Origin of the sequence: Sphingobium sp. ba1, from assembly GCF_000743655.1 — a bacterium.
Taxonomy (GTDB): domain Bacteria; phylum Pseudomonadota; class Alphaproteobacteria; order Sphingomonadales; family Sphingomonadaceae; genus Sphingobium.
The window spans coordinates 199,146-218,361 of sequence record NZ_JPPQ01000083.1; the positions used below are offsets into that span (position 1 = coordinate 199,146).

At 61.9% G+C, this 19,216-nt stretch carries 19 protein-coding genes and 1 pseudogene; 11 read left to right on the forward strand and 9 right to left on the reverse strand.

What is annotated here, in order from left to right; all coding sequences use genetic code 11:
* The first annotated feature begins 269 nt into the window (after positions 1 to 269).
* From IL54_RS20255 to hmpA, 4 genes are all read left to right on the forward strand, one after another.
* Positions 270 to 1,472, forward strand: coding sequence for a tyrosine-type recombinase/integrase (locus IL54_RS20255; RefSeq protein ID WP_037479953.1), 1,203 nt, complete (start codon positions 270 to 272; stop codon positions 1,470 to 1,472).
* Positions 1,473 to 1,791: 319 nt separating this feature from the next.
* Positions 1,792 to 2,271 carry a group III truncated hemoglobin gene (locus tag IL54_RS20260; RefSeq protein WP_081913148.1) on the forward strand — a complete coding sequence of 160 codons (480 nt, stop codon included), beginning with the start codon at positions 1,792 to 1,794 and terminating at the stop codon, positions 2,269 to 2,271.
* Entirely contained in the window at positions 2,264 to 2,539 is a 276-nt protein-coding gene (locus tag IL54_RS20265; protein ID WP_004206958.1) for a DUF1971 domain-containing protein, read from the forward strand. The genes IL54_RS20260 and IL54_RS20265 overlap by 8 nt, the downstream gene beginning before the upstream one ends.
* A 39-nt stretch (positions 2,540 to 2,578) precedes the next feature.
* Positions 2,579 to 3,790 (forward strand): NO-inducible flavohemoprotein, encoded by a 1,212-nt coding sequence (gene hmpA / locus IL54_RS20270; RefSeq protein WP_037479956.1) that lies wholly within the window; start codon positions 2,579 to 2,581, stop codon positions 3,788 to 3,790.
* A 404-nt stretch (positions 3,791 to 4,194) separates the two neighbouring features.
* Here hmpA and IL54_RS25550 read toward each other — a convergent pair.
* A pseudogene (locus IL54_RS25550) lies at positions 4,195 to 4,323 on the reverse strand (IS110 family transposase); the annotation flags it as partial.
* Positions 4,324 to 4,409: 86 nt separating this feature from the next.
* On the opposite strand from IL54_RS25550, the gene IL54_RS20275 reads away from it, so the two are divergent.
* Together IL54_RS20275 and IL54_RS24435 are read left to right on the forward strand one after the other, a co-directional pair.
* A complete protein-coding gene (locus IL54_RS20275; RefSeq protein WP_004206961.1) occupies positions 4,410 to 5,162 on the forward strand; it encodes a DUF6796 family protein in 753 nt (250 codons plus the stop codon).
* Positions 5,163 to 5,335: 173 nt separating this feature from the next.
* The gene (locus IL54_RS24435) at positions 5,336 to 5,503 is read left to right on the forward strand and encodes a hypothetical protein (protein WP_156106061.1); all 168 of its coding nucleotides are present in this window, start codon (positions 5,336 to 5,338) and stop codon (positions 5,501 to 5,503) included.
* Between the two features lie 43 nt (positions 5,504 to 5,546).
* Here IL54_RS24435 and tnpC read toward each other — a convergent pair whose 3' ends face one another.
* From tnpC to tnpA, 3 genes are read right to left on the reverse strand one after another with little or no spacing between them, the layout of a single operon-like run.
* Positions 5,547 to 7,100, reverse strand: a complete 1,554-nt coding sequence (gene tnpC, locus IL54_RS20280) for an IS66 family transposase (protein ID WP_037472588.1) — start codon at positions 7,098 to 7,100, stop codon at positions 5,547 to 5,549.
* Between the two features lie 60 nt (positions 7,101 to 7,160).
* Positions 7,161 to 7,508 (reverse strand): IS66 family insertion sequence element accessory protein TnpB, encoded by a 348-nt coding sequence (tnpB, locus tag IL54_RS20285; RefSeq protein WP_037472586.1) that lies wholly within the window; start codon positions 7,506 to 7,508, stop codon positions 7,161 to 7,163.
* Positions 7,505 to 7,888, reverse strand: coding sequence for an IS66-like element accessory protein TnpA (gene tnpA / locus IL54_RS20290; RefSeq protein WP_037472585.1), 384 nt, complete (start codon positions 7,886 to 7,888; stop codon positions 7,505 to 7,507). The genes tnpB and tnpA overlap by 4 nt, the downstream gene beginning before the upstream one ends.
* Positions 7,889 to 8,090: 202 nt before the next feature.
* Here tnpA and IL54_RS25555 point away from each other — a divergent pair, with 202 nt between their 5' ends.
* On the forward strand, positions 8,091 to 8,285 hold the full coding sequence (locus IL54_RS25555; RefSeq protein ID WP_152542565.1) for a hypothetical protein: 195 nt from the start codon (positions 8,091 to 8,093) through the stop codon (positions 8,283 to 8,285).
* A gap of 59 nt (positions 8,286 to 8,344) precedes the next feature.
* On the opposite strand, the gene IL54_RS20300 is transcribed toward IL54_RS25555, so the two are convergent.
* The 5 genes from IL54_RS20300 to IL54_RS20320 all read right to left on the reverse strand — a co-directional run bounded on the left by IL54_RS20300 (position 8,345) and on the right by IL54_RS20320 (position 13,173).
* Positions 8,345 to 8,815: a MerR family transcriptional regulator gene (locus IL54_RS20300; RefSeq protein WP_017503287.1), complete on the reverse strand. Its 471-nt coding sequence runs from the start codon at positions 8,813 to 8,815 to the stop codon at positions 8,345 to 8,347.
* An 81-nt stretch (positions 8,816 to 8,896) separates the two neighbouring features.
* Positions 8,897 to 10,573 (reverse strand): long-chain-fatty-acid--CoA ligase, encoded by a 1,677-nt coding sequence (locus tag IL54_RS20305; RefSeq protein ID WP_409592838.1) that lies wholly within the window; start codon positions 10,571 to 10,573, stop codon positions 8,897 to 8,899.
* Complete coding sequence (locus IL54_RS20310; protein ID WP_036526777.1) at positions 10,573 to 11,880, reverse strand: OmpP1/FadL family transporter; 1,308 nt, start codon at positions 11,878 to 11,880, stop codon at positions 10,573 to 10,575. The genes IL54_RS20305 and IL54_RS20310 overlap by 1 nt, the downstream gene beginning before the upstream one ends.
* A gap of 32 nt (positions 11,881 to 11,912) precedes the next feature.
* Entirely contained in the window at positions 11,913 to 12,317 is a 405-nt protein-coding gene (locus IL54_RS20315) for a DUF2147 domain-containing protein (protein WP_037479959.1), read from the reverse strand.
* A 211-nt stretch (positions 12,318 to 12,528) separates the two neighbouring features.
* A complete protein-coding gene (locus tag IL54_RS20320) occupies positions 12,529 to 13,173 on the reverse strand; it encodes a DUF3422 family protein (RefSeq protein ID WP_037479961.1) in 645 nt (214 codons plus the stop codon).
* Between the two features lie 282 nt (positions 13,174 to 13,455).
* On the opposite strand from IL54_RS20320, the gene IL54_RS20330 reads away from it, so the two are divergent.
* The 4 genes from IL54_RS20330 to IL54_RS25135 all read left to right on the forward strand — a co-directional run.
* A complete protein-coding gene (locus IL54_RS20330; protein ID WP_004206969.1) occupies positions 13,456 to 14,592 on the forward strand; it encodes a thiolase family protein in 1,137 nt (378 codons plus the stop codon).
* Complete coding sequence (locus tag IL54_RS20335; protein WP_004206971.1) at positions 14,589 to 16,940, forward strand: 3-hydroxyacyl-CoA dehydrogenase/enoyl-CoA hydratase family protein; 2,352 nt, start codon at positions 14,589 to 14,591, stop codon at positions 16,938 to 16,940. Before IL54_RS20330 ends, IL54_RS20335 begins: the two co-directional genes overlap by 4 nt.
* A gap of 45 nt (positions 16,941 to 16,985) precedes the next feature.
* Entirely contained in the window at positions 16,986 to 18,776 is a 1,791-nt protein-coding gene (locus tag IL54_RS20340) for an acyl-CoA dehydrogenase C-terminal domain-containing protein (RefSeq protein ID WP_017503705.1), read from the forward strand.
* Positions 18,773 to 19,216 (forward strand): NAD(P)H-dependent flavin oxidoreductase (locus IL54_RS25135; protein ID WP_037480611.1); only part of this gene is annotated, 444 nt, incomplete at its 3' end. The genes IL54_RS20340 and IL54_RS25135, both read left to right, overlap by 4 nt.

The window sequence follows — 19,216 nt, forward strand, 5'->3', positions numbered from 1 at the left end:
CATTGCGCACATTATGCGCAAGGTAGGAAAATCTTAGACCGCTACCGCATACTGTGAGATGTGGACATGCAGATATTGCAGTTATCATATAAGCGGATTTGACGCCTTTCTATAAGGTGGGTATGTGCATCCCGGCGGAGGGCAAGGCATTTGGACACTGAAAAGACGATATTCTGGTCATGGCAGAGCGATTTTGATGGGCGCGTGACGCGTGAGGCTATCTATGGGGTCGAACCGCACAGCTTCGACCAGATTGTCGCGCTGTCCAGATGAGCCTCCCAGCGCCCATCAGCAGCCGGCGAGGCCGACAGGCCGTCGACCTCGCCTGGGAGGTGACCAAGCTGAACTGTCGATCGCCAATCACGATCAACGCCGAGCTGATCGCCGCCTATCAGGCGGCATCCTCGCCGCATTCCCTGCGCGCGCTTGCCAGCGACATCGAGGCGTTCGACCATTGGTGCCGCCGAAACGGGCGCGTGACCTCGCCGGCGACTCCCGAGACGGTCGCCGACTATCTCGATGCCCGGGCAGGGCAGGGGGCGAAACCCGCCTCGCTCGGTCGCTACAAGGCGTCGATCGCCAAGATCCACCAGCTGCTCGACATCAAGGATCCCACCCAGGCCGAGCTGGTCAAGCTGCGGCTCCGCGCGATCCGCCGGGAGAAGGGCAGCACGCAAGCCCAGGCGCGGCCGCTGCGGTTCAAGGGGCCGGTGCGCAATGTCGAGCGGGACGCACCCCGGGGGCTTAATGTGCGGGGGCTGCTTGAGGCCTGCGCGGATGATTTGCCGGGGCTCAGGGATCGGGCTTTGCTGTCGGTCGCCTACGACACGGGCTTGCGCGCCTCCGAGCTGGTCGCGGTCGAGGTCGAGCACATTGTGGACGCCATCGATCCCGAGGCGCGGCTGCTGACGATTTCGCGCAGCAAGGGCGATCAGGAGGGAAAGGGCGCGACCGCGTTCCTCAGCCCGCGCTCGGTGCGGGCGATCGCCGCCTGGACTGCGGCTGCCGACATCGAGGAGGGACCGCTGTTTCGCCGGGTGCAGGTGCGCCGCTACAAGGCGCGGGCCGCGGTCAAGGGGCGGCGGATCGAGACGATTTCTGGCCGCGAAAGCTGGGATCTGCGCAAGACATTGCCGAAGTCGGCGGTGCCGGCGCGCACCGAATATGATGTGGGAGAGGGGGCGTTGCACCCGGGTTCGATCGGGCCGATCTGGCGGGCAATGATCCGGCGCGCCTTCGACAAGGGCGCGCTGAGCGACCTCACCGCCGATGATCTGGCGCAGTTGCTCAAGGGCGTGAGCGCGCATTCGACGCGGGTGGGCTTGAACCAGGATCTGTTTGCGAGCGGCGAGGATCTGGCGGGGATCATGGATGCGCTACGCTGGAAGAGTCCCCGGATGCCGCTCGCCTATAATCGCAATCTGGCGGCAGAGCAGGGTGCCGCCGGCCGCTTGATCGCGAAAATCGGGTGATTAGATCTTGAGCTGCGCACAATTAGGTATTTGTGACGGTGTTTGAAAATTCCGAGTGCGCCAGATCACGCGGATTAGCGTTCCAGCGAATGTCCTACGGAATCGGAAAAGAAAACCCGCCCGTCTTTTGACGGGCGGGCAAGGAAAGGTGTCTACGTCTTACCGAGACTCCTTCGGGTCGCTGGCTGATGCTATGCCTTCGTGTTTCGGATTCAAGGCTAAACTAGCGGGGCTGAGCAGTTTCTCAGGCTGTGTACATCGCCGCGACCGACGACCTGGAAATATGCGCTAGCCTTGCGTTTATGCGCAATCATGATAGATGTATTTTATATACATGATTGGAGCGCGTGTCGTGGACGGTGTCTCGAAAATCAGAGAAGAAGAGCTGACTCCTTTGGTGGAGGAATTTTACGCGCGGGTCCGCGCCGATCCCGCGCTTGGGCCGATTTTCAACGATGCGATCGATGACTGGCCGGAGCATCTTGGGAAGCTGACTGCGTTCTGGTCCTCCGTCATGCTCACCAGTGGCCGATACAAGGGGCAACCGGTGCCGGCCCATTTGAAGCATAAGGCCAGGATAACGCCCGCGCTGTTCGAGCGCTGGCTCGCACTCTGGGTTCAAACGACCAATGACAGGATGACGCCCGAAGCGGCAGCGGCGCTACAAGCGAAGGCGCGGCGCATCGCCGAGAGCCTGCAACTGGCGATGTTCTTCCAACTGGAGGAACGGAGTGCTGCATCGGTCGCCAACGCGGAACGTAAGGATGCCATCGAGCGACCAGGGCAAACCCATGGCTGAAATCTTGCCTTACCGTTCCACGCCGGTGTTCAACCAGGACACTCTGCCGGCTGCCTTGCGCGCGCGACATGACACGAAGGCTGGTGTTTGGGGCGTGATCCGGGTTTTGGAGGGCGAACTCCGGCTAACCTACCTCGAGCCACCTTCGGAGATCGTCCTGACGCCTGACCAGCCTGGCTTGATTCTCCCTCAGCAACCGCATTTCGTAACGCCGACAGGGCCGATGAAGATGCAGGTGGATTTTTACGATCACATTCCCAAGCTCTGACATTCCGGGATTTTCAACGCATTCAAAAAGGAGAAGTTGATGACGCAGCCCCTCAGCGATCAGACCATTGCGCTCGTCAAGGCGACCGTCCCCGCGCTCGAAGCGCATGGCCTCGACATCGTGAACGAGATGTATTCCCGGATGTTCCAGAACCCGAACATTCGCGACCTTTTCAACCAATCGCACCATGGTGATGCCGGTTCGCAGCCGCGGGCGCTGACCGGCGCCATTCTCGCCTATGCGAGCAACATCGAAAATCTCGGTGCGCTTGCCCCGGCGGTCGAGCGGATCGCGCAGAAGCATGTTGGCCTGCAAATTCTGCCCGAACATTATCCGCACGTTGCCGAGGCGCTCCTGGGGGCGATCAAGGCGGTGCTGGGGGATGCGGCCACCGATGAGATTCTCGCTGCCTGGGGCGAAGCCTACTGGTTCCTGGCCAACATCCTGATCGCCCGCGAGCAGCGAGTCTACTCAGAACAGAAGGATGCGACCGGCGGATGGAATGGCTGGCGCGATTTTCGCGTCGAGGACGTCGTGCGTGAGAGCAGCGTCATCAATTCCTTCGTTCTGCGCCCCGTTGATGGCGGGGCCGTCATGCGGCACAAGCCCGGGCAATATCTGACCTTCTGGCTTGAAATTCCGGGACATCCGCCAGTCAAGCGCAACTATTCGATTTCAGCAGCCCCCAACGGCGAAACCTATCGCATTTCGGTCAAGCGTGAGCCGCTTGGTCTTGCGTCAGGCTGGCTTCATGATGAAGCCAAGCCGGGCACGGTGCTCAAAGGTGCCGCGCCTGCAGGCGAATTCTTCCTGGCAGCGCATGTCGAACGCCCGGTGATCCTCCTGTCGGGCGGCGTGGGGCTGACCCCGATGGTGGCCATGCTCGAAACGCTTGCTGAGGGCGAGGCGGGAGTCCCCGTGCACTATGTCCACGGAACTCATGACCGCGATACCCACGCAATGCGTGATCATGTTCGCGCTGTCGCTGGGCGGGGCAAGTCAATCACCGTCACCGATTTTCATCAGACCCCGCTCGAAGATGAAGTCGCAGGACGGGATTATGACGTCGCCGGCATCATTACCGATGAATGGCTGGTCGCCAACACGCCTGTAGGTGAGGCCGATTACTATATCTGCGGACCACGCCCGTTTCTGCGGCACGCCGTCTCGACCTTGTCGCTGGCTGGCGTCCCATCCGACCGCATTCATTACGAATTCTTCGGTCCGGCGGACGAATTGCTCGCCGCCTGACTGAGCGCGGAGAAGGGCGACATCGCCCTTCTCCGCGTCTACTCAAACCGCCATGTCGGGGGCGTCACATAAAACGGGCACAGATATACGCTCTCATGACTGCCATCCGAGACGCTGGCCGAGTTTACTCCTTCGCTGGCCTCGAGACCAGCGGTCGCATTGACCTTGGCGGGTGTGCCGCGGGCGCCTGATCGACGACGATTGATCATGCTCTCATCCGCGGGTTGATTACCGCACTACCCGTATCCGTCGCTGGGCCTATCCTCCGTATAAGTTCGGGCGTCGGACGAACCTGCCCCACCGTACACCGTGGATTGCCCATCACAGTCGGGTGCCCGCGGCACGTCGGCCAAGGCTATGCAGTTGGTGCGCTGGCGCCTCCTCTCGTTAATGTCGTGGGTGGATCAGCCGGCTATCGCCGGCGACACCCGACGGGCGATGTCCCAGGCATAGCCGAACAGTTCACGCGCGATCGCGGTGGTCACCTTGGGCTGAGGCTTGCCCGTGGCCGCCAGGCGACGGTAGCGCTGGCAATGGTTCCGTTCAGCGAGCCCGAGCTGATCGCCCAGGAGATCATGCGTCTCGTCGATCGATCCCGCGCCGAAGCAAGGACAAGCCTATGACGGATATCCAGCGGCTCCCGCTTCTTCGTCTCTGCGGTATCGCGGGCGTGATCGGCGCGATCCTCTGGACGCTCGGCGACGCGCTGATCATCGGGGCTAGGGCAAGTCCCGACGACTATCCGCTGATCCTGAAGACCTATGCCGATCGCATCCAGTTCGACGGTGTCGCGCTGATGCTTCCATCCTCCGAGGCGCGGCTCGCCGCGGGCGCGCTGGTGGCCGATGCCGGCATCGTCTTCTATCTCGCGGGCTGCTGGCATCTGCTCGAAGGGCTGCGTCCGGCGATGGGCTGGTGGCGCTGGCTGACCTTCGTCCTGCTGGTCGCCGGCAACGCCTGGTCTCCGCTCGGCCATGCGGGCTTCTACTATGTCGGCATGGCCTACAAGACGATCCTCGAAACGCCGGCCGCGGCCCATGGCGCGCTGCTCGATCTCGGCCAGCACTTCTACCATGTCCTGCTCATCGCCTGGTTGATGCCGATCGTGACGCTGGGCCTGGCGCTGCTGCTCCTCGGGATCGTCATCGCGCTGGGCCGCACCGCCTGGCCACGCTGGTTCGCAGCGCTGGCCAATCCCGTCTCGCTGGTCGCGATCGGCATGCTGATCGCGCGCATCCTGCCCGAGCCGGCGCACACCTGGCTTGACGGCGCCGCGTTCAACCTCGGCTGGCTCGTTGTCTATGCCGTCTCGACGGCGCTGCTCTGGAATGGTGGCCGTTCGCCGGTCGCATCACGGGACGAAGCAGCATGACCGAAGCTGCGACAGCGTAAGCGTGGCCTGCGGACCGCGGTTCAGGGTAAGTGCGGTTTGTAGGCCACATTCTGTCATTTTGGCAGAGAGTGTCTGAGTTTGAAAAATTTACGATGTCGCTCGATCGTTTCTATTCCTTTCGCTATTATGCGGTTGGATTAGGGAGAACATGAGTGACTAATGACGAGCTGAAGGTATTGGTCATCGAGGCCGGGGCGATTTTTGACCAGATCGATGATCTCCCGCTGAATGATGATGGAACCCGCGAATTGCCTCCTGGAATGCTGGATCGTGCCAGAGAAATTGCAGCTATAGCATTCAGTTTGCGGTCACCGACATGATCCTTGGCCGGAGTGGCGTAAGAATCTAGCTTTGGCATCTCCACTAGGCAGCTTGAGCAACGTCTTGGTCGGTCAAGCGCCAGTTCCATGGCATGAGTTCATCCCATTTGGCTGCGGGCCAGTTGCCAGCGATCCTGCCCATGACATCGGCGATATAGGCCTGCGGTTCGAGGCCATTGAGCTTTGCAGTCTCGATGATGGAGTAGATGGCGGCGGCCCGATCACCGCCTGCTTTTGAGCCTGCGAACAACCAGTTTTTGCGGCCAAGGGCCACGCAGCGCATGGCGCGCTCGGCTATGTTATTGTCAATCTCCAGTCGGCCATCGTCGAGGAAGCGCGTCAGCGCGATCCAGCGCTTGCGGCCATAAGCGATCGCCTTGGCCATCTCCGACTTGGGCGCAAGACGGCGCAGGGCATCGTCGAGCGCCTGGCGGAGATCGTCGATCAATGGCTTGGTGCGGTCCTGCCGGCTTCGTCGTCGGATATCGGGCTGATGGCCGCGAACCTCTGCTTCGATCTCATAGAGCTGACCGATACGTTCCAGCAGATCAGTGGTGAGCGGCGTCGGCTTGGTCGCATGAATGTCGAATATCTTGCGCCGGAAATGTGCCCAGCAGGCGACTTCGGTGACGCGGTTGGTGTTGTAGAGCTTGTCATAGCCAGCATAGCCATCGGCCTGCAGATAGCCGGTGAAACTGGCCAGCTGGCGTCGGGGATGCGCGCCGGTGCGGTCGGTGGTGAACTCATACCAGACCAGTGGCGGCGAGGTCGCACCAGAGGCGCGATCATCGACGGCGTAGGCCCAGAGCCTGCCAGTCGCTGTCTTGCCACGTCCTGGATCGAGCATAGGCACCGGCGTATCGTCGGTGTGGATCTTTGAGGCGGTCAGGCCGACCTCGCGGATACGATTGATGATTGGATCGAGCAGCACGGATGCTTGGCCGACCCAGCCTGCCAGCGTCGAGCGGTCGATCTCGATGCCCTGCGCGGCCATGATCTCGGCTTGGCGGTAAAGTGGCAGATGATGGTCGAACTTGGAGACGACGACATGGGCCAGGGTGCCGAAGGTCGCCTTGCCCCGCGCTATCGCCTTTACCGGCGCGGGCGCCTGCACGATCTTCTCGCAGGACCGGCAGCTATACTTGGGGCGGATGGTCCGAATGACGCGCCACTGCACGGGCACGGCATCGAGCATCTCGTCGCTATCCTGCCCCAGCGGCCGCAGCGCGCCGCCGCAGTCGGGACAGGTGCAGTTACCCTGATCGGGCTCGATCCGCTGTTCCTCGCGCGGCAGATGGGCGGGCAGCGCCCGAACCGGTGATGGCCGAATGACGGCTACCGGATCGCCTCGACGCACGGCGGCGACGATGGCCTCGCCTTCGAGTTCTTCAAGGGCCAGCTCAAGCTGGGCAATCTGGGTATCGAGCTTCTCGGACGACTTGCCGAACTGCATCCGCTTGAGGCGTGCAATCTGCACGCGCAGCGTATCAATCAGGATGTCGCGGGCGGAAATATCGGCATGGGCGGCGGCCAATGCGGCTTCGAGCTCGGCGATCCGAGCATCTTTATCAGGAGTGAAAAGGCCTGCGTCCGACACCGCGATTATATAGCAGATTGGTGGTGGCAATGCTAATAGAAGTGCCAGAAAATGGGCGTTTTACCCCGCCAATGAAGGGGTGAAAGTGCGTTCAGGTCGCCGCCAGTCGATGCCTTCCAATAGCATCGAAAGCTGGGCCGCGGTCATGATCACCGACCCCGTCTTGGTCGACGGCCACACGAAGCGCCCCCGGTCCATCCGCTTGGAAAACAGGCACATGCCCTGGCCGTCATACCAGAGCAGCTTCACCAAATCGCCGCGCTTCCCCCGGAAGGCGAACAGCGCACCGGAATGTGGGCTCTGCTCCAGGATCTGCTGCGTCATCACCGCCAGGCCGTCGAAACCCTTACGCATGTCGGTCGCACCGCAGGCCAGGAAGATCCGCGTCGATGGCGGCAGCGGGATCATCGTGTCAGCGCGCCGATCACCCGCGACAGGGCCTCGGCATCGACCGTGGCGTCCACACTCACTTTGATGCCCGACGGCAGCTCGATCCCGATCACGCCGTTGCTGCGCGCCGCAACCGTTGGGGCGGGCAAGGCCGGCTGCTCGCTGATCTGCACCTGCGCAAATACAGGCTCGATCGGCTTGCACACCCCGGTCAACTCGCCTGACATCGCCTGTTGCCGCCATGTGTAGATCGAGCCGCTGCCGACGTCGTGGCGCTCACAGGCTGTCCGCACGCAACCGTCGGGGCCGAATGCATCCCGTAATACGGCCAGCTTCTGTTCCACCGTCCAGCGCCGACGGCCCGACACCCGGCTAACGACCTCGATCCGACTACTCATACGATTACTCGTATGATTAATCGCCCGTTCGCTTGCTGAATCCTCGATCTCGTCCGACACCCGCCACCTCGCTCAAAGAGCGGCAATCATCCCGGCGAATGGGCATTACGCAAGGCGGCCCTCAGGCCCCGCTTACGCGACAGCGACAGGCGACGAACAAGTGGGGGAGGAAGCATCAGGCGCTTTCAGCATGAAGCCACTGATGTTCGAGACCTTCGTCTGCTCGATGGCGATGATGTCGTTCGTGGCGCTCGCGGGCCCCATCGCGCGCGTGCTTGGCCTCGAGCCATGGCAGGTCGGCGGGGCGATGACCGCGTCGGGCATCGCCTGGATGATCATGGCGCGGTTCTGGGGCGGCCTTAGCGATCGGCGCGGCGCTCGTCGCTTGACGGCTTGATTGGATCGGGGGCGCCGCGATCAAGCGTTACCGCTCGGTTAGAGAATGGGATGACCAAATTATCGCTGCAACTTTGCCATCGCTTCCACTTCGATGGTTGTAAGCTCGTCGATTGTCAGGTCGAGCGCAGAGCGCTGCGTCTTCAAGTCGACCAACCTTTCCCGGATGCGGGCAATCAATCGCTCCATTTGCTCCTTATGCTCGGGATCGGCATCGTAGAGATCGAGAAACTCCTTGATTTCCTTGATGGAGAAGCCAAGGCGTTTGCCGCGCAAAATCAGCTGTATGCGTCCGATCTCACGCCTGGAATATGCCCGGGTACTGCCTACCCGTTGAGGGGCGATAAGCCCCTCCTTTTCGTAGAAGCGTAGCGTGCGAAGTGTCAGTCCGAGTTCCTGAGCGACATCCTGGATGCCGTACACTTGTAAATCCGCATCCTTTGCGCGGGTTCTCCCCTTGTGCGTGGGGTTGTCGCGATCCGCGTCCTTAAGCGTTTCATCGTCCTCGGCGAGGTGGAGCGAGTTCCCCATGCCATCCACTCCCTGTCCTCCAATCACGGCTACCCTACCACTCAAGCGCATAAGCCTCGTAGCTTGACAGGGGATAGAGGCTCAGGCGAGCTTTTTGTTCTCCTCCTCGATCAAATCCTTCTTCGAAAGTTTGCCGATCAACGTCTTGGGCAGGCTGTCCCGGAATGCGAAGGCCTTGGGCATCTCGATCTTGCTGAGGCGATCCTGCAAAAAGACCTTGAGTTCATCGACGGTCAGGTTCGATCCCTCGTGCAGCGCGATGAACAACTTGGGAGATTGACCTCTGTAGGCGTCAGGGATCGCGATTGCGATCGCCTCCTTTACCGCCGGGTGCTGGTAGGCCGCATCCTCGATGATCCGGGGATATACATTATATCCGCCACAGAAGATGATGTCCTTGATGCGGTCGACGAGGAAGAGATAGCCATCCTCATCAAAATAGCCGATATCGCCGGTTCGTAGCGCGCCATCGACGAAGACAGCACTGGTTTCTGCAGGGCGCTGCCAATAGCCCTTCATCACCTGAGGGCCGCGGGCGCACACTTCTCCGCGGTCTCCCTGGGGAAGAACCCGCGAGGGATTCTCCGGATCTCGGATCTCGATGATGGTGCCGGGGAAACTTGGGCCGCAGCTATTGTCCTTCACCGTCCCAAACAACGGGTTGCAGGCGATGATCGGGGCGGTTTCGGAGAGCCCATATCCTTCCACGACCCTGGCACGCGTGCGTGCCTCGAACTCCTCGCGTACCTCGAGCGGGAGCGGTGCGCCGCCGGATATACAGGCGCGCACGGCCGAGAGATCGGGTATCTCGTCGTCCGGAAGCGCGTTCAGGGCAACATAGATCGTAGGCACGCCGAAGAACTGTGTCGGCGGCTTGCGCTTCATCGTGTTGAGAACCTGCTTCATCTCAAACCGTGGCAGCAGGACGATTTCGGCGCCGATTTCGACTGAGAAGTTGAGCACCGTCGTGAGTGCGAAGACGTGAAACATGGGCAGGACGCCGAGAGTTCTCTCCTGCTGCGGGCGAAGTCCTCCCACATGCACCACCATCTGGGCGCTGTTCGCCGTGAGGTTGGCGTGGGTCAGCATTGCGCCCTTGGGCACGCCGGTTGTGCCTCCGGTATATTGAAGGACCGCGACATCATCAGGGTGACGTTCTACCGCGTCAGGTTCGGCATCATGGGCGAGAAGCGCCTTGAGCCGGACATGAAGGCCTTCGTCGAGTATCCGCGCGTGGTCTTTTCGCTTGAATAGCGCAAAGCCCAGGCCTTGCAGCCAGGGCAGCATATCCCTCATGCTGCACAACACGATCTTGTCCAGCCCGGCACGTGGCGCGACGGCTTGCACTTTCTCGTGGATTATCCGGACGTCCGGTACCGCCATCATGCGCGTTCCCGAGTCCCGGATCTGATGCTCCAGTTCGCGCTCCGTGTAGAGCGGGTTGAAGTTGACCACGATCGCACCCACGCGCAGCGCCGCGAAGTACAATATCGCGAAATAGGGGCAGTTCGGCAGGCACAGGCCGAACCGATCGCCCTTGCGCAGCCCCTGATCCTGCAATCCACGTGCTGCACGGCGAACGAGTTGCCCCACCTGCGCATAAGTCCAGGTTCGCCCGAGAAAGTCGATGGCGACGCGTTCGGGATAAAGGTTCAACGCATTGTCGAGGAGGTCGGTCAGGAGCCGTGGCGGAATTGCCGGTTCCGGTATCGACGGGAAGGCGCTGATGGCGGGCTGGGGCATGGCGATCTCCAGCATCAGAAGTGGAAACGTCCGCCGAGCGACAGCACGACGGCGTGCGCGTCCTCGAGCTTGCCGTCCATCAGGATCGGCGTCTGCACGGCCGTGCCGGCATAGGCCGCTGTCGTGCGATCAATAGTCGTATCCTTAAACGTAATATACGCTGCGCCCGCATCGAGCGTGAACCGGGAAGACACGGCATAGCTTGTGCCGGCAGCGAAATTCCAACGGTTGCTGTCAGGCACTCGAGCGTCCCGATTGCCGTTGCGCGTCGGGGTCTGGGCGTGTTGAACGCCGGCACGAACGGTCCAGGCTGGTGTGACCGCGTAATCGATGCCGCCTGCGAAGCTCCAAGTGTCCCGGTAATTTTCCGGGATTGAAACGTTGAGCGGCGCGCCGAGCCGGATAGCGTCGAATTTCGACCAACCCATGCGGGTCACCTGACCGTTGAGGGTGACCTTGGGCGACACCGCCACGCGCGCTCCGAAGATCGCCTGCCAGGGGGTCTCGAACGTGGCGTTTGCATTCACTACGCTGTTTTGCCCGGCGAGCGGACCAAGAAGACCGGTCGTCGTCACCGAACCGTCGAGATTATGCTTCACGCTCGACTTGTAGCTGGCGCCCAGTTGCATGGGGCCGGCGCGATATTGCAGCCCGGCCGACCAGCCAAGATCCCAACCATTGCCTTTCAGCTCCTGGTGGCCGTCGGCGAGAAGAGGCGATAGGTTCGGCAGATAGTTGGACAATGATGCGTCGGCATATTCGATATTAAGCGCGGCGCCGATGCTGAGATTTGGCGTAACGAGGTAGGCGATCGATGGCTGGATGTCGTATGTTCGCAGCTTGGTCTTGTCGGCGCTATACCGTGCCCAGCTGTCGGCATCATAATTGGTTGTGAAGCTATAAGGGGAGGCGACGGTCAGCCCCAAAGCGAGCCGTGATGTCAGGCCGACGGCTATCGCGCCGGAGGGTAGTACGCCATTATTGATCGGATCACGAGAGCGTTGGCTCCCGCCTACAGCCGCAGCCGACTGCCCGGGACGGACAATGAGCGTGTTGACATTGTCAACCGACCCTTTGGGAAGGATTACGCTTACGGCCTGGTGGGCATCGACTCCTTCCATGCCTGCGATCGCAGCCGGATTCCACCAGAGGGACTGTACGCCCTGGTCGGCGACCTCGCCCGAAAAGGCTCGTCCGGCACCTCTGGACGATTGTTCCTGAAGGTAAAAGGCCTGCGCGCTCGCGGCTTGCGGCGCGAGCAATCCAGCCGCCACGGCCGATGTTGCGATCCCAACTTTCCAATTTTTGCCTGCCACGCCCATCTCCCCTTTCGTGATTGTCAAATTCCTCGTGCTTATCGGAGGCGCGTCCATGTCTGCGTCTTGCACAGGGGCCAGACGATGCAGCCCTTGAGGCGCAAATGATCCCGATCGGCTAACGTGACCGTCGCGCTGTATGTACCGCCATCCTCAGCGTTGTAGATGGAACCACCCGACCAACTGCCCGACTTCCACGTAAAACCCTGCAGAATCTGCAATCCACGAAGCGGACGACTGCGCAACGCAGCGGTCTTGTTCTTTTCGTCACGTAGTTCGGGGTTGGCTTTGATCCCGTCGGAACTGATCAAGGCACCGCAGATCGATTGCCCGCAGCGGGTGATTTCCACGACGCCATGACGGCTCTCGGTTTGCCAGCGACCGACAACGGTGTCGGCGGGCAATGCAGTGCTCGAAGCCAGTAGTGTCAGAATGATCGACATTGTTCCTCTCCGCGCGCCTTCAGGCGACCGTCTGTTTCACGTCTGGAGCCAATATGCGGCAAATCAGCGTCCCATAACCATCTCGATGACGTATAGGTAAGTCAATAGCTCAATGCGTCATCAAAATGCCTATTAGGTTGTGTGCGAATTGGAGGGGTCAGGCGCTGCTGGCCCCGTCGTCAGGGTTCGGGCGTGTTCGTGTGTGACGCCGTCAAGCTATTGATCTGTGCGTGCCTTCAAGAAAGGAAAGATTGCGATAATTGCCCAGTTCCTGAATGCGCTGGATGGAACGCGACACTTCGCCGTCAGCCGCCCCGTTCGCGGCAACGACCAGGCGCCCGTAGCCGCCGGCGTGAATGCGAAAGTCGCTCCAGATCCGGACGCTATCCCCGATGATGCAGGAGACGAGATGGCCCGGATGGAAGTCGGCCCGATCGACAACCGGCTCGGCGTAGCTATCGTTCGCCACAACGACGATGTGGGTTGCGCGGATGACCAGGCCCGGCAGCGTTTCCATCCACTGCAAGGTATCACTGAAGGGGCCGACCTCGGGAGCAGACCAGAACTGCGCGTCCGCGCTGACCGAGGTTGACGTTAGCGTCGTGGTGACCGCTTCACTGTGCCTTTCCCAGGCCAGCCGCCCGTTGGCGGACCACTCCGTTTCCAGGTGGCGCAGGTTGCGATCGAGTCCAGAGGCACATCGCTGCTCCAGGATCAGCCATTCCTTCTCCCGGTCATTCTCATCGACCAGGCGAACCGTCTGAAATGCCATGGCGGGCAATTCGAGTGCAGGAAAACGGCGCAGATGCATTTCGCCGACGATCTGACGCCGGAGGGGATGCTCAGAAAATCGCATGTGTGCGCCTTCGAAAACAGGTGCAGTGGCGCTTGGGGAGAGGCGCAGCCGTCGATAAGACGGGCGCGAGCATCATCGCCGGGATGAGAGTGCGCGGTTTTTCACTGGCGAGCATCCGTACGTTCCTCGGCCAAGACCTCCGATATCAAGCCTCCCGGGAACCGGTGCATGACGATTCCCTCGACGGCGTGAGAAGAGTGCCAAAGATTTTAGTTGACGTAAACGTCATTTCACGCACCATTAGGTAATCAGATGTCCGATTCCCTGGAGAGGCTATCATCGATGCGTAATGTGGTTGTTGCGGGCTATGCCCGGTCCCCCTTTCACCTGGCAGGCAAGGGCGCGCTGGCGCGCGTCCGCCCTGACGATCTGGCCGCTCAGGTCATTCGCGGACTGATTCAGCAGACCGGCGTGAAGGCCGAAGATATCGAGGATATCGTGCTGGGCTGCGCTTTTCCTGAAGGCGAGCAGGGCTTCAACATCGCGCGCCTTATCGGTCTTCTTGCCGACCTGCCGCTCTCTGTCGGCGGCATGACCGTTAATCGCTTCTGCGGATCGTCGATGAGCTCGGTCCACATCGCTGCGGGCCAGATTCAGCTTGGCGCCGGCGAGGCCTTCATCTGCGCGGGCGTGGAGTCGATGAGCCGCGTGCCGATGATGGGGTTCAATCCGCTGCCGAACCCCGAGCTCGCGAAGAAGAGCGCCGCCTATATGGGCATGGGCGACACGGCGGAGAATGTCGCGACCAAATATCAGATCACCCGTGCCCAGCAGGAAGCCTTTGCGGTCGCCAGTCAGGACAAGGCGGCCGCGGCTATCGCGGCCGGCAAGCTCGAGGCCGAGATCGTGCCGATCACGACCAAGGCGGGCGTGGTCGACAAGGATGGCACGCCGCGTGCCGGCACGACGACGGAAACCCTCGCCGGGCTGAAGCCGGCCTTCAGCCAGGACGGCACGGTAACGGCGGGAACGTCCTCGCCGCTGACCGATGGCGCAAGCGCAATCCTGGTCACGAGCGAGGATTATGCGCGCGCGCATGGACTGCCGATCCTTGCCCGCATCAAGTCGGTTGCTGTCTCTGGCTGCCAGCCGGAGATCATGGGCATCGGACCGGTCGAGGCCTCGCGCAAGGCGCTGCAGCGGGCGGGGCTCAGTGTGGACCAGCTTGACGTTGTCGAGCTCAACGAAGCCTTTGCGAGCCAGTCACTGGCCTGCATCAGCGACCTGGGGCTTGACCAGTCGAAGGTCAATCTGGACGGCGGCGCCATCGCGATAGGCCACCCTCTGGGGGCGACCGGTGCGCGGATCGTGGGCAAGGCCGCGGCTCTGCTGAAGCGCGAAGGCGGCAGCTATGCGCTTGCCACCCAGTGCATCGGCGGCGGTCAGGGCATCGCCACCGTGCTGGAGGCGGCGGAATGAGCGAGCAGGCCATCAAGCCAGTCGGCGCCCCGCCGGAAACCATCAAAAAGGTCTGCGTGATCGGCGCAGGCGTCATGGGCGCCGGCATCGCAGCGCAGGTCGCCAATGCCGGCGTGCCGGTGCTGCTGCTCGATATCGTGCCCAAGGAGGGCGGCGATCGTGACGCCGTGGCGAAGGGTGCGGTCGCGAAGATGCTGAAGACCGATCCGGCGCCCTTCATGTCGAAGGCTGCGGCGAAGCTCGTTGAAACGGGCAATATCGACGACCATCTCGAGCGGGTGGCCGAATGCGACTGGATCGTCGAGGCGATCGTCGAACGGCTCGACATCAAGCAGGCGCTCTACGCCAAGCTCGAGCAGCTCAAGCGTCCGGGCACGGCGGTATCGTCCAATACCTCGACGATTCCGCTTGGCCATCTGGTCGAGGGGCGGGACGATCAGTTCAAACAGGACTTCCTGATCACCCATTTCTTCAATCCGCCGCGCTACATGCGGCTCATCGAAATCGTGACCGGCCCCGACACTGATACGGCTGTGGCGAGGCGCGTCTCGGATTTCGTCGATCGAAAGCTCGGCAAGCGCATCGTGCCGGCGCGGGACACGCCGGGCTTCATCGCCAATCGCATCGGTACCTACTGGCTGGCCGTCGCGATCAATGCCGCGATGGACCAGGGGCTGACGGTGGAGGAAGCCGACCAGATCGGCGGAAAGCCGATGGGCGTGCCCAAGACCGGCATTTTCGGCCTTGTCGATCTCGTTGGCGTCGACCTCATGCCGCTGCTCACGAAGAGCCTGTCCTCGACGCTGCCGGCAGGTGACGCCTATTTCGACACGGTGAGGCCGATGCCGCTCGTCGACAGGATGATCGCGGAAGGCTTTACCGGGCGGAAGGGCAAGGGCGGTTTCTACGCGTTCGACAAGGCGACGAAGACCAAGAAAGCGCTCGATCTCGCGACCGGCGAATATCGCGTATCGGTGAAGCCGGCTTCCTTGCCGGGCCGGGCCGAGAAGGACCTGGCAGCATTGGTTGCTGCGCCCGGCAAGGTCGGGGCCTATGCCTGGGAAATTCTCGGCAAGGTTCTTTCCTATGCCGCGAGTCTGGTCGGTGAAGCTGCGGACAACATCGTCGGCATCGATGACGCGATGAAGCTCGGCTACAACTGGAAGTTCGGGCCGTTCGAACTGATCGATCGCCTCGGGCCGGGCAAGCTCGCCGAACGGCTGGCCGCCGAGGGGCGGGATGTTCCCGCGATCCTCAAGGTAGCCGGAGATCGGCCTTTCTACCGGGTGCAGGACGGCCGTCGGCAATATCTCGATGCCGCCGGCGACTATCATGATGTCGTGCGGCCCGAGGGCGTGCTGCTGCTGGAAGACATCAAGCTCCATAGCCAGCCGATCCTCAAAAATGGTTCGGCGGCACTCTGGGATGTCGGCGACGGCGTTGCCTGCCTTGAGTTCACCGGCAAGATGAACGCGCTCGACGGCGATGTGATGAAGCTGATCGGTCAGGCGATCCCGGTCGTGCAGGACAAGTTCAAGGCGCTCGTCGTCTATAATGAGGGCAGCAATTTCTCCGCCGGCGCCAATCTCGGTCTTGCTCTGTTCGCACTGAACATCGCGGCATGGGGCGAGATCGAAAAGCTCGTCGCGGGCGGGCAGCAGGCCTACAAGGCGCTCAAATATGCGCTGTTCCCGGTCGTGAGCGCTCCGGCCGGCATGGCATTGGGCGGCGGTTGCGAGATCCTGCTCAACAGTGATGCCGTGCAGGCCCATGCCGAAAGCTATGTGGGTCTGGTCGAGTGCGGCGTGGGTCTGATCCCTGGCTGGGGCGGATGCGGTGAAATGATCGATCGCTGGCGCTCCAGTCCCGGCATGCCCAAGGGGCCGATGCCGGCCGTAGCCAAGGTCTTCGAGACGGTATCGACAGCCACTGTGGCAAAGTCGGCCGCCGAGGCGAAGGAGCATGGCTTCCTGCGTCCCTCGGACGGCATTACGATGAACCGGGACCGTCTGCTGGCGGACGCCAAGGCGAAGGCACTGGAACTGGCCGACGGTTACAAACCGCCTGTGGCTCCGGAATTCCGCTTGCCTGGCGCGGGAGGCAAGTCCGCTCTTTCGATGGCTGTCGAAGGCTTCCAGGCCCGTGGCCTCGCCACATCTTACGATGGTGTCGTATCCGGCGCGCTCGCCGACGTCCTGACGGGCGGCGAGAAGGATCTCATCGACATCGTGACCGAAGAGGATCTGCTGGCGCTCGAGCGCAAGGCCTTCATGCAACTGGTGCGCGACCCGCGGACCCAGGCGCGCGTCGAGCAGATGCTCGTCACCGGCAAGCCGCTGCGTAACTGATTGGCGGCCGGCGGCCGGATGGCCGACCGGTCAGGAGATATAAATATGCAAGTCTATGACGCCCCGTTGCGCGACATGCGCTTCGTGCTCAACGAACTCCATGCCGATGACGGCTTCGGGGATATTCCCGCACTGTCGGAGTTCACACCGGATCTCACCGATGCGATCCTCGAGGAGGCGGCGCGCTTCTGTCGCGACGTCCTGTTGCCGATCAACCGGTCGGGCGACGAGGAGGGGTGTCATCTGGAAAACGGCGTCGTGCGGACGCCGGCGGGGTTCCCCGAAGCCTATAAGCAGTTCGCCGAAGGTGGCTGGACCGCGCTCGCATCCGATCCGGAATGGGGTGGGCAGGGGCTGCCGGAAGCGGTCAACAAGCTGGTCGAGGAGATGATCTGCTCGTCCAACCTCTCCTTCGGCCTCTACCCGGGCCTCACCCATGGTGCCACCACTGCGATCGAGGGCCATGGCAGTGACGCGCTCAAGCAGGCCTACCTGCCCAAGATGGTGAGCGGCCAGTGGTCCGGCACGATGTGCCTGACCGAGCCTCATTGCGGTACCGATCTCGGGCTCCTGCGCAGCCGCGCGGTCCCGCAGGGCGATGGCAGCTACAAGGTCACCGGCTCCAAGATCTTCATCTCCGCCGGTGAGCATGACCTGACCGAGAATATCATCCATCTCGTGCTCGCCCGCCTGCCCGACGCCCCCAAGGGCGTGAAGGGCATCAGCTTGTTTCTCGTCCCCAAATATCTGCCCAGGGAGGACGGTACTCCCGGTCAATCGAACGGCGTCGCCTGCGCCGCGATCGAGCACAAGATGGGTCTCAAGGCGTCGGCGACGTGCCAGATGAACTTCGATGATTCGATCGGCTGGATCGTCGGTGAGCCTGGCAAGGGCATGGCCGCCATGTTCACGATGATGAACACGGAGCGTGTCTCCGTCGGCATCCAGGGCCTGGGTGTGGGCGAGGCGGCGTATCAGGCGGCGGCCTGGTATGCGAAAGATCGTATTCAGGGTCGGGCGCTCTCGGGACCCAAATATCCCGATCAGGCAGCTGATCCGATCATCGTTCACCCCGATGTTCGCCGCATGTTGATGACGATGCGGGCTTATAATGAGGGATGCCGGGCGCTCTCGGCCTGGGTCTCGCGCGCCCTGGACGCGGAAAAACATTCTCCCGAACCCGAAGTGCGCCAGCGTGCGAGTGACTTCATTGCGCTCATGACCCCCGTCGTCAAAGCGCTCTTCACCGACCTTGCGTTCGACAGCGCGAACCTTGCGGTCCAATGCTATGGTGGCCACGGCTACATCCGCGAAAGCGGCGTCGAGCAATATGCCCGCGATGCCCGGATCACCATGATCTATGAGGGGACGAACGGCGTTCAGGCGCTCGATCTCGTCGGCCGCAAGCTCGGCGCCCATATGGGCCGCTATCTGCGCAGCTTCTTCCATCCGGTGTCGGCTTTCATCGAGGAAAACAACGTCGACGGACCGATGAAGCCGATGATCGAGGCGCTCGCCAAGGCGTTCGGGGCGCTGCAGCTTTCGACGGCCACGGTCGCGCAGCGGGCGCTCAAGGATCCCGAAGAGGCGGGCGCGGCGTCGGCGGACTATCTGCGTCTGATGGGCCTGGTGGCCATGGGCTATTGCTTTGCCAAGGCGACCAAGATCGCAGGCTTGCAGCTCTTCTTCGGCAGCGAGGACAAGCGCTTCTACGATGCCAAGATCAAGACGGCGACGTTCTTCTTCGAGCGTATCCTGCCTCAGGCGACCGCCAGCTTCCTGGCGATCAAGGCGGGCAAGAAGTCGCTGATGGCGCTGGAAGACGACGTGTTTTGACGCTTCCGGCAAGCCTCGAAAAGCGGCTGGCCATTCCAGCCATCGTTGCGCCGATGTTCCTTGTGTCGGGACCGGACCTTGTCGTCAGTTGCTGCGAGGCGGGACTGCTTGGTACTTTCCCGGCGCTCAACCAGCGCACCAGTCAAGGTTTCGGTGAATGGCTGGATGAAATCGAGGAGCGGCTGGCTCCCATGCCGGGAGCGGCGCCCTTCGGCGTCAACCTCATCGTCCATAAGAGCAATCCGAGGCTCGACGCCGATCTGGAACTGATCGTTCGGCACCATGTGCCATTGGTCATCACCTCGCTCGGCGCCGTCGCGGATCTTGTCCAGGTGGTTCAGGGCTATGGCGGGCTGGTCTTTCACGACGTGACGAACGTGCGTCATGCGGAAAAGGCGCTCGAAGCTGGCGTCGACGGTCTGATCGCGGTCGCTGCCGGC

Bases quoted from the DNA above. Each gene is read 5' to 3' on its own strand.
- IL54_RS25555 (WP_152542565.1), top strand. From the start codon at position 8,091: ATGTTCGAGACCTTCGTCTGCTCGATGGCGATGATGTCGTTCGTGGCG.
- IL54_RS20255 (WP_037479953.1), top strand. From the start codon at position 270: ATGAGCCTCCCAGCGCCCATCAGCAGCCGGCGAGGCCGACAGGCCGTC.
- IL54_RS20300 (WP_017503287.1), bottom strand. From the start codon at position 8,815: ATGGGGAACTCGCTCCACCTCGCCGAGGACGATGAAACGCTTAAGGAC.
- IL54_RS20305 (WP_409592838.1), bottom strand. From the start codon at position 10,573: ATGCTGGAGATCGCCATGCCCCAGCCCGCCATCAGCGCCTTCCCGTCG.
- IL54_RS20330 (WP_004206969.1), top strand. From the start codon at position 13,456: ATGCGTAATGTGGTTGTTGCGGGCTATGCCCGGTCCCCCTTTCACCTG.
- tnpB (WP_037472586.1), bottom strand. From the start codon at position 7,508: ATGATCCCGCTGCCGCCATCGACGCGGATCTTCCTGGCCTGCGGTGCG.
- IL54_RS20265 (WP_004206958.1), top strand. From the start codon at position 2,264: ATGGCTGAAATCTTGCCTTACCGTTCCACGCCGGTGTTCAACCAGGAC.
- IL54_RS20275 (WP_004206961.1), top strand. From the start codon at position 4,410: ATGACGGATATCCAGCGGCTCCCGCTTCTTCGTCTCTGCGGTATCGCG.
- IL54_RS20340 (WP_017503705.1), top strand. From the start codon at position 16,986: ATGCAAGTCTATGACGCCCCGTTGCGCGACATGCGCTTCGTGCTCAAC.
- IL54_RS20260 (WP_081913148.1), top strand. From the start codon at position 1,792: ATGTATTTTATATACATGATTGGAGCGCGTGTCGTGGACGGTGTCTCG.
- hmpA (WP_037479956.1), top strand. From the start codon at position 2,579: ATGACGCAGCCCCTCAGCGATCAGACCATTGCGCTCGTCAAGGCGACC.
- IL54_RS20315 (WP_037479959.1), bottom strand. From the start codon at position 12,317: ATGTCGATCATTCTGACACTACTGGCTTCGAGCACTGCATTGCCCGCC.
- IL54_RS20310 (WP_036526777.1), bottom strand. From the start codon at position 11,880: ATGGGCGTGGCAGGCAAAAATTGGAAAGTTGGGATCGCAACATCGGCC.
- IL54_RS20320 (WP_037479961.1), bottom strand. From the start codon at position 13,173: ATGCGATTTTCTGAGCATCCCCTCCGGCGTCAGATCGTCGGCGAAATG.
- tnpA (WP_037472585.1), bottom strand. From the start codon at position 7,888: ATGAGTAGTCGGATCGAGGTCGTTAGCCGGGTGTCGGGCCGTCGGCGC.
- IL54_RS20335 (WP_004206971.1), top strand. From the start codon at position 14,589: ATGAGCGAGCAGGCCATCAAGCCAGTCGGCGCCCCGCCGGAAACCATC.